This is a genomic window from Phenylobacterium sp. (genome assembly GCF_016793285.1).
GTDB lineage: Bacteria > Pseudomonadota > Alphaproteobacteria > Caulobacterales > Caulobacteraceae > Phenylobacterium.
On record NZ_JAEUMO010000127.1, the window covers coordinates 1 to 10,842 of the forward strand.

Annotated in this window: 12 protein-coding genes and 1 pseudogene; 5 read left to right on the top strand and 8 right to left on the bottom strand. The window is 69.8% G+C overall.

What is annotated here, in order from left to right:
• Window positions 1-198 (bottom strand): DNA-directed RNA polymerase subunit omega (gene rpoZ, locus JNL41_RS12430; protein ID WP_293475363.1); only part of this gene is annotated, 198 nt, incomplete at its 3' end.
• 220 nt (window positions 199-418) lie between these two features.
• A complete protein-coding gene (gene folK, locus JNL41_RS12435; RefSeq protein WP_293475365.1) occupies window positions 419-928 on the bottom strand; it encodes a 2-amino-4-hydroxy-6-hydroxymethyldihydropteridine diphosphokinase in 510 nt (169 codons plus the stop codon).
• A gap of 16 nt (window positions 929-944) precedes the next feature.
• On the opposite strand from folK, the gene JNL41_RS12440 reads away from it, so the two are divergent.
• The 4 genes from JNL41_RS12440 (at window position 945) to JNL41_RS12455 (ending at window position 4,711) form a co-directional block, all read left to right on the top strand.
• Window positions 945-1,544: an NYN domain-containing protein gene (locus JNL41_RS12440; protein ID WP_293475367.1), complete on the top strand. Its 600-nt coding sequence runs from the start codon at window positions 945-947 to the stop codon at window positions 1,542-1,544.
• Window positions 1,531-2,178, top strand: a complete 648-nt coding sequence (locus JNL41_RS12445) for a uracil-DNA glycosylase (RefSeq protein WP_293475369.1) — start codon at window positions 1,531-1,533, stop codon at window positions 2,176-2,178. Before JNL41_RS12440 ends, JNL41_RS12445 begins: the two co-directional genes overlap by 14 nt.
• A gap of 199 nt (window positions 2,179-2,377) precedes the next feature.
• Window positions 2,378-3,202 (top strand): enoyl-CoA hydratase-related protein, encoded by an 825-nt coding sequence (locus tag JNL41_RS12450; RefSeq protein WP_293475371.1) that lies wholly within the window; start codon window positions 2,378-2,380, stop codon window positions 3,200-3,202.
• A 111-nt stretch (window positions 3,203-3,313) separates the two neighbouring features.
• Window positions 3,314-4,711, top strand: coding sequence for a M20/M25/M40 family metallo-hydrolase (locus JNL41_RS12455; protein ID WP_293475373.1), 1,398 nt, complete (start codon window positions 3,314-3,316; stop codon window positions 4,709-4,711).
• A 55-nt stretch (window positions 4,712-4,766) separates the two neighbouring features.
• Here the strand turns inward: JNL41_RS12455 and JNL41_RS12460 are convergent, their stop codons facing one another.
• From JNL41_RS12460 to dapA, 6 genes are all read right to left on the bottom strand, one after another.
• Window positions 4,767-6,716 carry a DUF3604 domain-containing protein gene (locus JNL41_RS12460; RefSeq protein WP_293475375.1) on the bottom strand — a complete coding sequence of 650 codons (1,950 nt, stop codon included), beginning with the start codon at window positions 6,714-6,716 and terminating at the stop codon, window positions 4,767-4,769.
• Window positions 6,717-6,880: 164 nt separating this feature from the next.
• Window positions 6,881-7,456, bottom strand: a complete 576-nt coding sequence (locus tag JNL41_RS12465; RefSeq protein ID WP_293475377.1) for a gamma carbonic anhydrase family protein — start codon at window positions 7,454-7,456, stop codon at window positions 6,881-6,883.
• Window positions 7,457-7,557: 101 nt separating this feature from the next.
• Window positions 7,558-8,220: a PEPxxWA-CTERM sorting domain-containing protein gene (locus JNL41_RS12470; protein WP_293475379.1), complete on the bottom strand. Its 663-nt coding sequence runs from the start codon at window positions 8,218-8,220 to the stop codon at window positions 7,558-7,560.
• An 89-nt stretch (window positions 8,221-8,309) separates the two neighbouring features.
• Complete coding sequence (locus JNL41_RS12475) at window positions 8,310-9,032, bottom strand: GNAT family N-acetyltransferase (RefSeq protein ID WP_293475381.1); 723 nt, start codon at window positions 9,030-9,032, stop codon at window positions 8,310-8,312.
• A 1-nt stretch (window position 9,033) separates the two neighbouring features.
• Complete coding sequence (smpB, locus tag JNL41_RS12480; RefSeq protein ID WP_293475383.1) at window positions 9,034-9,492, bottom strand: SsrA-binding protein SmpB; 459 nt, start codon at window positions 9,490-9,492, stop codon at window positions 9,034-9,036.
• 3 nt (window positions 9,493-9,495) lie between these two features.
• Window positions 9,496-10,380 carry a 4-hydroxy-tetrahydrodipicolinate synthase gene (gene dapA / locus JNL41_RS12485; protein WP_293475385.1) on the bottom strand — a complete coding sequence of 295 codons (885 nt, stop codon included), beginning with the start codon at window positions 10,378-10,380 and terminating at the stop codon, window positions 9,496-9,498.
• A 154-nt stretch (window positions 10,381-10,534) separates the two neighbouring features.
• Here dapA and JNL41_RS12490 point away from each other — a divergent pair.
• A pseudogene (locus tag JNL41_RS12490) lies at window positions 10,535-10,842 on the top strand (lytic transglycosylase domain-containing protein); the annotation flags it as partial.

The window sequence follows — 10,842 nt, forward strand, 5'->3', positions numbered from 1 at the left end:
GGTTTCCTTGAGCTCCTCGGCGTCGACCACGTCGTCGGCGATCTCGCGCAGGGCCACGACCGGGTTCTTGTCGTTGTCGCGATCGACCATCAGTTGCGAGCCGGCCGAGATGGCGCGGGCGCGATGGGCCGACAGCAGCACGAGGCTGAAGCGGTTGGGGACCTTCTCAATGCAGTCTTCGACGGTGACGCGGGCCATTCAATCTCTCGGAGCGGCGGGGAGGTAGAACCGCGCAAGATAGAGGTCGGGGCGCTTTTGTGCAACGCCGCATAAGTCGCACCAGCTCGGCGGACCAACTTGGAACCACCAAGGCCACCAGGAGCGCCAAGGGCGACGCCAGCCACGTCGTGGCCTTGGTGGCCTTGGCGTCGAACAGGCGGCGCTGATGCGCCAACGCAGCTCGCGGCCCGAGGGAGGATCACGCCGGCGCCGCATCGCGGCCGACCGCGGCGGAGGCGGCGAGGTCGGCCGCGGTCGCGCCCAGGGCGGGGTGGGTCCACCCCGGCGCGATCTCGGCCAGGGGGCCCATCACGAACAGGCGGTCGTGGGCGCGGAGGTGCGGGAGGACGAGGTCGGGGTCGCTGCGGACGTCGCGGCCGTGGGCGATAAGGTCGAGGTCGAGGGTGCGGGGCGCGTTCTTCGCGCCGCGGTCCCGGCCCATCTCGGCTTCCAGCTTCAGGAGCGACGCCAGCACGCCGGCCGGCCCGGCGTTCGCCTCGACAAGCGCGACGCCGTTGCGATACTCAGGACCATCGGGATCGGGCCAGGCGGCCGAGCGCCACCAGGACGACCGCGCAAGGATTTTCAGGCCGACCTCCGGGAACCTCGCCAGCGCCGCCTCCAGGAGCGCCTCCGACGAGCCGTAAGGGCCCGGAAGATTGCTCCCCAGCGCGATGACGACGGCGTTCTCGAGGTCCAATTCGGCCATTGGGATTTGAGTGGCGATGACCTTCTACCCCACGGACCGGCTGGCGTTGTTCATCGACGGGGCGAACCTCTATTCGGCCGCCAAGCACCTCGGCTTCGACATCGACTACCGGAAGCTGCTCGAGGAGTTCAAGAAGCGCTCGGTGCTGGTGCGGGCCTACTACTACACCGCCCTGGTGGAGAACGAGGAGTACTCGCCGATCCGGCCGCTGGTGGACTGGCTGGACTACAACGGCTTCCGCCTCGTGACGAAGCCGGCGCGGGAGTACACCGACGCCAGCGGTCGCCGCCGGTTCCGCGGCGACATGGACGTCGAGATCGCCGTCGACATGCTGGAGATGGCCGAGCACGCCGACCACATGGTGCTGTTCTCGGGCGACGGGGACTTCCGCAAGCTGGTCGAGGCGGTGCAGCGGCGCGGGAGCCGTGTGACCGTCGTCTCCACCGTGAAGAGCCAGCCGCCGATGGTGAGCGACGACCTGCGCCGCCAGGCGGACAATTTCGTGGACCTGGCGGACCTGGCCGACATGATCGGGCGGCCCGCGCGCCTGCCGAGGTTCATCTCCGAGAACCGCGACCATCACCACGTCGAACGCGACGCCGATGCCGACCACTGACGTCGCGCCGGAGGCTCCGGCCGACTGCCCGCTCTGCCCACGGCTGGTGGCGTACCGCGAGGCGAACAGGATCAGCGTGCCCGGCGGGTTCAACGGGGCGGTGGCGTCGTTCGGCGACGAGGCCGCGCAGCTTTGTGTCGTGGGGCTGGCGCCGGGGCGGATGGGGGCCAATCGGACGGGGCGGCCGTTCACCGGCGATGGCGCGGGCTGGATGCTCTACGAGACCCTGCTGAAGACCGGTTTTGCGCGCGGGACCTACGAGGCGCAGCCGGACGACGGGCTCACGCTGGTCGACTGCATGATCACCAACGCCGTGCGGTGCGCGCCGCCGGGGAACAAGCCGGAGACGTCCGAGGAGGCGGCGTGCCGGCCGTTCCTCGCCGCGCGGCTTTCCGCCCTGCCCAGGCTGAAGGTGATCGTGACGCTGGGCGACGTGTCGCGCCGGAACGTGCTGCGGGCGCTGGGCCTGAAGGCGTCGGCGGGGATCGCGGGGCACGGGACGGAGTTCCCGGCCGGGCCCTACACGGTGCTGAACAGCTACCACTGCTCGCGGCTGAACACGAACACCGGACGGCTGACCGCCGAGATGTTCGAGGCGGTGTTCCGCCGGGCGCGGGAGCTGATCGACGGCTGAGGCGCGTCAGCGCTCTCATTTTGGTTGAACCGCGGAATACGCGGAATCACACGGAAAGAGCTGCATCGGACGGTAGGCTGAGGCCCCTTCCGCGCGCACTTCCGCGTATTCCGCGGTTCTCATGACTGCGCCTGCGGCGCGCGTTGCCTCTGCGGAAGCATCCAGTTGGGGTAGGCTGCCGCCAAAATCGGAGGATCACATGGCTGACAGCGCGCCGGCGAACATCGTCGAGACCCAGGGCGACGAGGTGCTCTACGACGTGAGCGAGCACATCGCGACGATCACCTTCAACCGGCCCGAGCGGATGAACACCATCTCGGGGCCGATGCTGAACCAGCTCTCCGAGCTGTTGCTGAAGGCCGACCGCGACCGCGACGTGCGCTGCATCATCCTGACCGGGACCGGCCGCGCGTTCTGCGCCGGCCTGAACCTGGGCGGGGCGACCAAGGGCTCGACCGGGCTGGAGGGCGCCTCGACCTCGACCGACATCGACCTGCGGGCCACGCCGCCGACCGTGCTCTTCAACCTCGGCACGCCGACCATCTGCGCGCTGAACGGCTCGGCCGCCGGCTACGGCATGGACACCGCGCTGGGCTGCGACATCCGGATCATGGCCGAGGGCGCCAAGATGGCGGCGGCCTTCACCAAGCGCGGGATCGTGCCCGAGAGCGGCGGGACCTGGATCCTGCCGCGGCTGCTGGGCTGGTCGAAGGCGGCGGAGATCATCTTCACCGGCCGCACGCTCAGCGCCGCCGAGTGCGTGGACCTGGGTCTGGCCTCGCGCGCGGTCCCGGCCGACCAGGTGGCGGCCGAGGCGCGCAAGCTGGCGCTGGAGATCGCCGCCAACGCGCCGCTGGCGGTGCAGGCCTCGAAGCGGCTGATGCGGATGGGCCTGTCGGAGGGCTTCGACGAGCACGTCCACCACGTCTTCCTGCAACTCCTGCCGCTGCTCAGGACCGAGGACTCCCTGGAAGGCATGCGGGCATTCATGGAGAAGCGGGACCCGAAGTTCCAGGGGCGATAGCGACATCCCCTCGATCGTCATCCCGCGACTTGTTCGCGGGATGACGTATGGCGGATGGCCGCGGCCACCTGTAGCGTCGCGGGCTTCCAAGGCTCAGTTCCGGAATCCCGCGTGAAGCTCATCCTCGCCGCCGCGCTCGCGGCCGCCCTCGCCTCTCCCGCCATCGCCGCCCCCGCGCCGAAGCCGCCGAAGGTCGATCCGGCGCTGCACGCCAAGGCGCTCGAGATCCTGAAGCGCAGCATCGCCTTTCCGACGGTGCAGGGCCGGCGGCAGACCACGGCCTATGCCGAATACCTGAAGGGCGTGCTGGTGGCCGGCGGCTACAAGGACGCCGAGATCCTCATCGAGCCGCTGGGCGACACCGCCTTCCTGATCGCGCGCTATCCGGGGACGGACCCCAAGAAGAAGCCCATCGTGATCTCGGGCCACATGGACGTGGTCGAGGCCAACCCGCGGGACTGGGAGCGCGATCCGTTCACGCCGGTCGAGGAGAACGGCTACGTGTTCGGCCGCGGTGCGGTCGACAACAAGTTCGACGTCTCGATGATGGTCGCGACCCTGGCCGGCCTGCGCAAGAGCGGCTGGAAGCCGGGGCGCGAGGTGGTGCTGGCGCTGTCGGGCGATGAAGAGACCACGATGAAGACCACCGCGGTGCTGGCCGAGCGGCTGAAAGGCGCCGAACTGGTGCTGAACATCGACGGCGGCGGTGGCGGGCTGAACGAGGACGGGACGCCGATCTCCTTCGGGATCCAGGGCGCCGAGAAGACCTACGCCGATTTCCACCTGACGGTGACCGACCCCGGCGGCCATTCCAGCCGGCCTACGCCGACCAATGCGATCTACCGGCTGGCCAAGGCGCTGGACCGGCTCGAGGCCTACGAGTGGCCGACGATGAGCAACGAGATCACCCGCGCCTCGCTGGCGGCCGCGGCGAGGAACACCCCCGGCGCGGTGGGCCAGGCGCTGGCGAAGTTCGCCGCCGATCCGGCCGACAAGGCCGCCGTCGCGGCGATCCGCGCCGACCCGGTATGGAGCCCGGCGCTGCACACCACCTGCGTGGCGACCATGCTGAGCGGCGGCCACGCGCCGAACGCCCTGCCCCAGCGCGCGGAGGCGACGGTGAACTGCCGCATCTTCCCCGGCACGTCGTCGGCCAGCGTGAAGGCGACGCTCGCCGAGGTGGTGGGCGACAGAAGCGTGGTCGTGACGCGGATGGACGACGGCTCGATCGACAGCCCCGCCTCGCCGCTGCGGCCCGATGTGGTGGCGGCGGTGACCAAGGCGGTCCGCGCGCGGTTCCCGGGCCTGGCCGTGGTGCCCAGCCAGGCCTCGGGGGCGACCGACAGCATGTATTTCCGCGCCGCGGGCGTTCCCAGCTACGGCGTCTCAGGCCTGTTCATGAAGGACTCGGACGAATTCAGCCACGGCCTGAACGAACGCGCGCCGATCAGCGCCATCGACGGCGACCTGGCCCACTACGACTCGATCCTGCGCGACCTGGCGAAGTGACGCCCGCCAGGGCGCCATCCCACACCGCCGTCATCCGGCGATCTGGGCGCGGAACCTACGCGACCGGCTCGATCCAGATGGGCGAGCTCCAGGCGCGTTCCATGATGGTGGGGGCCATCCAGGGGTTCGGCGGAGTGCCGTTGCGCAGCGCGTCCCAGGTGGACCAGCGGCAGGACGGGTTCTCGATGACCCGCAGGTAGTAGAAGGCGCGCTGCTTCGGGTTCCAGGTCGGGTCGGACCAGGTGGCGTTGAAGGCCACGTCGCCCTTGAATCGGTCGGACTGGCAGGTCTTCAGGTCGACCGTCGCGCCGTTTGCCGGGCAGCGGCCGTTGGCGCCCACCTTCAGGCCGTCGGAGCAGGCCACGTCGAACACCTGTTCCTTCGGCACGCCGTTCTCGCTCCAGCCCTTCACGATCTGGGCGCGCTGCAGGTAGCCGGAGTTCGGGTCGCGCACGGCCATCAGGTAGAAGCGCGGGGCGCCGCCGGCGGTCGCGCGCAGGTCGCCCCCCATGGGCACGCCCCGGGCGTAGGCCTGGCGCACGGCGTCGGCCCTGCCCGCGAGGTCGGCGGGAATGCCGTAGCCGGCGAAGAAGCGCACGCGGATGCGCGGGCCCGAGGTGGCGAAGGTCTCCTTGCGGCGCATGGCGGCGTAGAGCGCCTCGCGCGTATTTTCCTCGGCCCAGACGCCGGTGAGGCCCGAGGCGCCCCACGCCTGCGACGGCGGCCGCGCCGGCTCCTTCGGATCGGGCGCCTTCACGCCGTCCCACGTCTTCGCGCCGTTGGGCGGGACGGACGTGCGCAGCTCGGGCGTGCCGTCGTTCTTGCCGGTCTTGGAGAAGTAGTTGGGCTCCTCGACGCTGCCGGGGGCTGCGTTGTGGGTGTCGGAGCCGCCGGCGAAGCCCATCTTGTAGGGATTGGCGCCCAGTTTCTCGCGATGGCCCAGGCCGTCCTCGAGCGCCCGGCGCACGTAGCTGCCCTGGAACTTCGTCACCTTGATGGGGCGGCCGATATAGGTCTCCATGATCTCGAAGTTCGAGAACTCGTCGTTCAGGGAGAGCGACGGATGCGTCTCGGACGTGCCCTTGATCTGGGTGATCTCGACCAGCGGCTCGTTGCGCATTCGCAGCTCGGCATAGCCCTTCGTCATCGGCTGGCCGTTGAGGCGCACGGCGTCGAACATCAGGCCGTCCGAGCCGTTTGCGTTGTGCGGGATGGCCAGCGCCTCGACGCCTTTCGCCCGCCAGCCGTCCATCGCGCGCCACAGGTCCTCGGGGTCGCGGCTGTCGGTGTTGGAGAACGGCAGCGCCGGCACCTTTTCGGACTTGAAGATGACGTTGCGGTGCAGGTTCCGGCCGTCCGGGGCCGAGGTGTACTCATAGCCGACGAAGGTGGTGAACTTGCCGGGCTGGTTGTTTCGGGCGGCCGAGCGCTGGATCTCGGTCCAGCCGCGCGAGACGATGCCCGGATCGGTGAACTCCTTGGGCAGCGTCCCGTTGGCCCGCGCCTCGACCATGGTGGCGAAGGCGCGCCCGATGCCGGCCGGATCGCTCTGCAGGAGCTGCTTCATCAGATCGGTCTTCGACAGCGGCGTCGAGGGATCGGCGCCCTCGCGCACGGCCGAGATGTATTCGGCATGGTCGGTGACGGCGACGAAGTCGAGCGGGCCGCCGGCGAGGCGGATCTGGTATCCCGAGGCGTGGCCTATCGCTTCGCCTCGGGCGAAGCGATAGGCGTCGTCCGGCATCATCCGGACGTTGAAGATGTAGGCGTCGTTCGAGAGCGCCGTGTGGACGTGCAGGTCGCCGAAGTAGGCGTTGCGGTCGGGGTTGTAGCCGGAGGTGCGCTGGGCGGCGGCGGGCGCAGCGGCCGCGGCAGGCTTCGGGGCGGGCTTGGCGGCGGGCTTTTCGGCGGTCGATACCGCGGCGGCGACGGCCGTCCCCGCCACGACAGCCCCGACCAGCACGGCCGGAACCCAGGTACGCACGCTCTGGCGGGACAAACGCATCGGACAGGGCTCCCCAAACCTACCGTTCTCGCCGTGCAGCTTCGCGGGCTCAGCGCGTCGGCGCAACGCCAGAGGGGACATGAGCCCATGGCCGGGCGGAATGGGCAGACATCCCTACTCCGCTCATTCCCGCGCATGCGACGCGAACGCGGAGCTGAGCGGGATCAGGAGTACAGCGCCGCGAGCCGCGCTCGTTCGACCCTGGCGGCCTCGCCGAACGCCGGCTGCGACCAGAGGCGGTGCTCGCCGCGGGCGTAGGCCTTGGCGTTCTGGGCGTACATCCAGGCGTTGAAGGCGTTCGCGGCGGCGTTGTCGCGCTCGCGGGTGACCTTGCCGGGCGAGCCCATGACCACGGAGTTCGGCGGGACGATCGTGCCTTCCTTCAGGAACGCACCGCCGGCGATGATGCAGTTGTCCCCGATCTCGCAGCCATCCATCACCGTCGCGCCGATGCCGACCAGCACGCGATCGCCGATGCGGCAGCCGTGCAGGGTGACGTGGTGGGTGATGGAACAGTCCTCGCCGACCACGGTGGGCGTGCCGGCGCCGTAGTGAACCATCACGAAGTCCTGGATGTTCGTCCGCGCGCCGATGCGGATGAACGCGCCCTCCGCCCGCATCACGACATTGGGCCAGACCGAAGCGTCGGCGGCGATCTCGACCATGCCGTAGATCTGCGCCGTGGGGTGCACCCAGGCGGCAGGGTCGATGCTGACGTCGGGGCCGAAGCGGTTCGTCATGCCCGAAACCGTACTTGAGCTTCCACGCGCGGAACAGGCGGCCAAAAGAAAAGCCCCGGCGCCAGGCCGGGGCTCTCGTTCAGGCGACTGGAGCGCTCGCGTCAGGCGGTCAGCATCCGGCGACGGCGCAGGCCCAGGCCAGCGAGGCCGAAGCCACCGATCATCAGCGCCCAGGTGGCCGGTTCCGGCACGCCCGCTGTCCCGACCTCATCGAAGATCAGGTCGTCGTAGGCGGTGTTGTCGAACGGCGTGTTCACGTTGATCCGCGCAATCTGGCCGACACCCGAGATGCCGATGCGCTCGTTGAAGCCGCCGACCGTCGTCACCACGCCCAGCACGGCGCCCAACGCGTCGTAGGCCGTCAAGGTCGTGCCGACGCCGTCCGTGATCAGCAATGAGAACGCCGTCGTGAAGCTGGCGACCGAAGTGTTGTTCGGGTCGACAAACAGGAAGTCGATGTTGGGCGTCGTGTCGCCACAGGTCCCGAAATCATTGCCGAAGCCGTAGAGGTGTACCGGGTCCGAGCCGACGCCGCCGGTGCAGTCGCCGAGCGTGGCGCCCGCCGTCGAATAGTTGTCGGCGTTGCGGAACACGATGCCGAGCGAGGCGAACTCGTCGGAGATGTCCTGCAATACACCCTGCGCCGACGGCGTGTAGCCCGCCTGCGCGACATCGAAGGTGATCGTGACGGCCGCGGCCGGGGCCGCAGTCGCGAGGATGGCGAGCGCGCCGCCGACGGCGCCCAGCAAACGAATGGCGTGCATGTCTTGTCCCCCCCACTCCGGCCGCGCCGGATGAGCGACAGTCGCAGAACGATATTCACCAAACAAGGTTGTTCGCCCATCAGGCGAAGCTAGCGCCAGTAGCGGTAGATCCAGAGGGCCTCGAAGCCGGCGCGGCGGTAGATGCGGCGGGCGGGGTTGGGTTCTTCGACCTGCAGGACGACGTCCGTGACGCCACGGGCGGCCAGCGCGCGGCCGAAGGCGCCCAGGATCGCGGCGGCGTGGCCCTTTCCGCGATGCGCGGGCGCGGTGCGCATGCCGTGGATGCCGCCCCAGCCGTGGCAGACGGTCAGTACGCCGACCGCCTCGGTCGCGCCGCCCTCCCCCGCCGCGCCATAGAGCCCGCCGGGCGAGCGGCCGAGGTTCCGGATGCGCCGCGCGCCCTCCTCGGGATCGAACCCGTCGCCGAGGAACACGCCCTCCCACGCCGCGTCGGGACGGTCCAGCAGGCGCGCGGGCGCGTCGCTGACCGCGGCGAGCCGTTCGACGGCGCCGACCTTCATCACCGTCGGCTGCTGGCCGGTCAGGCCGTGGCGGGCGACCGCGGCGCGGATGGGGTCGAGCGCCGGGATCTCGGCGAGACGGAAGCCGGGCGAAAGGCCGTGGTCGCGGAAGGCTTCGACGACCTTGCCGACAGCATCGGGGCCGATGTCGTGGCTGAGGGGCACGGCGCTCTTGGCGCGGCCGATCGGGCCGTCGTCTAGCGGCACAAGCCAGCCGTCGATTTCGAGGATCTGCGGCGGGGCGACGGCGCCCACGACCGAGCGTTCGAGGGTGGCGATATCGAGCGCCAACTCAGCCCTTCTCGCGCATGAGGCGGGCCTTGTCGCGTTGCCAGTCGCGCTCGGCGATGGTGTCGCGCTTGTCGCGGGTGTTCTTGCCCTTCGCCAGCGCCAGTTCGAGCTTCGCCAGGCCCTTGTCCGACCAGTAGAGCTTCGTCGGGATGAGCGTGCGCCCTTCCCGCTGGACGGCCCCGATCAGCTTCTCGATCTGGCGGCGCTTGAGCAGCAGCTTCCGGTGGCGGCGGGGCTCGTGATTGAAGTGCGGGCCGGCTTGGGCGTAGGTCGGGATGTCGGCGTTGACGAGGACGATCTCGTTGTTCTCCACCGCCGCATAGCTCTCGGCGATATTGGCCTTGCCGTTGCGCAGGCTCTTCACCTCGGAGCCGGTCAGCGCGATGCCGGCTTCGAGCGTTTCCTCGAGGAAGTAGTCGAACCGCGCGCGGCGGTTCTCGGCGATCAGCTTGCCGGCCATGGCCTAGATAACGCCTGCCTCGCGCATTCCGGCCAGAACTTCGGCGCGCGCGGCCTCCGAACACGGGACGAGCGGCAGGCGGCCTTCCTCGCTGCACAGGCCGAGGTGGGAGAGCGCGAACTTCGTCGGCGAGGGGCTGGCGTCCGCGAACAGCGACTTGTGCAGGCGGATCAGGCGGTCCTGCCCGTAGAGGGCCTCCTGCCAGCGTCCGGCCATCGCGTCGTCATAGAAGGCCGCGACCTGTTCCGGAGCCACGTTGCAGGTGACCGAGATGCAGCCGTGGCCGCCGTGCGCCATGTAGCCCAGCGCCGAGTCGTCGTTGCCGGACAGCATCACCCAGTCGTCGCCGCACTCCAGGCGCTGGAAGCTGGCGCGGGGCAGGTCGCCGGTGGCGTCCTTGATGCCGACGATGTTGGGCAGCTTCGCCAGGCGGGCCAGGGTGGCGTTGGCGATGTCCACGCTGGTGCGTCCCGGCACATTGTAGACCAGCACCGGCAACTGCACGGCGTCGTTGATCGCCTTGTAGTGGGCGTACAGACCCTCCTGGCTGGGCCGGTTGTAGTAGGGCGTGACCACCAGGGCGGCGTCGCAGCCGATCGCCTTGGCGTGACGCACCAATTCGATCGCCTCGTCCGTAGAATTGGAACCGGCCCCCGGAATCACCGGGACGCGGCCCCTCGCCGTCGCCACGCAGAGTTCCATCACCCGGCGGTGCTCCTCGTGGCTCAGCGTGGAAGCCTCGCCCGTCGTGCCGACGGGGATGAGGCCGTGGACGCCGCCGGCGATCTGGCGCTCGACCAGGGCGACGAAGGCATCCTCGTCCACCGCGCCGTCGCGGAACGGGGTCACCAGCGCCGGAAGGACGCCACGGAAGAGAGGTTCGGGCATGGGGTGCAAGGGCCGAGTGCAAAAAGCCGTGAAGATGCCGCCTGAAAGGCGACGTTCAGATTTGGCCGGACAATATGTTGCCGCGGGCTTGGCCCGCAATGTCGATTCGAGCGATCCCGGAGTCGGGCCATCCCCAAGTCGGGGGGAGTAGAGGTTGAACCCACGCGTCCGTAACGCATTGCTGGCCGGTTGCGCGGTCGTGGTGGCCACGACCGTCGCGCGCGCCCAGAGCGGCGACCCCATCGGCGACCTGATCGCGCAGGGCTCGCCGTCGGTTCCCGCGCCGGCGGCGCCGGTCGTGGCGCGGCAGACGGTGGCGAGCCCGCTGTCCGGCCCGGACCAGCAGACGTTCACGCAGGGATTCGCCGCAGCGCGCCGCGGCGACGTCGGCGGCGCGCGCTCGGCGATCTCGCGGCTCCAGGATCCGATCGCGAAGAAGCTGGTGACCTGGGCGATGGTCGA

Coding starts and splice junctions, on each gene's coding strand:
- JNL41_RS12470 (WP_293475379.1), bottom strand. CDS start 8,220: ATGCACGCCATTCGTTTGCTGGGCGCCGTCGGCGGCGCGCTCGCCATC.
- smpB (WP_293475383.1), bottom strand. CDS start 9,492: ATGGCCGGCAAGCTGATCGCCGAGAACCGCCGCGCGCGGTTCGACTAC.
- JNL41_RS12440 (WP_293475367.1), top strand. CDS start 945: ATGACCTTCTACCCCACGGACCGGCTGGCGTTGTTCATCGACGGGGCG.
- JNL41_RS12445 (WP_293475369.1), top strand. CDS start 1,531: ATGCCGACCACTGACGTCGCGCCGGAGGCTCCGGCCGACTGCCCGCTC.
- dapA (WP_293475385.1), bottom strand. CDS start 10,380: ATGCCCGAACCTCTCTTCCGTGGCGTCCTTCCGGCGCTGGTGACCCCG.
- JNL41_RS12460 (WP_293475375.1), bottom strand. CDS start 6,716: ATGCGTTTGTCCCGCCAGAGCGTGCGTACCTGGGTTCCGGCCGTGCTG.
- JNL41_RS12450 (WP_293475371.1), top strand. CDS start 2,378: ATGGCTGACAGCGCGCCGGCGAACATCGTCGAGACCCAGGGCGACGAG.
- JNL41_RS12465 (WP_293475377.1), bottom strand. CDS start 7,456: ATGACGAACCGCTTCGGCCCCGACGTCAGCATCGACCCTGCCGCCTGG.
- folK (WP_293475365.1), bottom strand. CDS start 928: ATGGCCGAATTGGACCTCGAGAACGCCGTCGTCATCGCGCTGGGGAGC.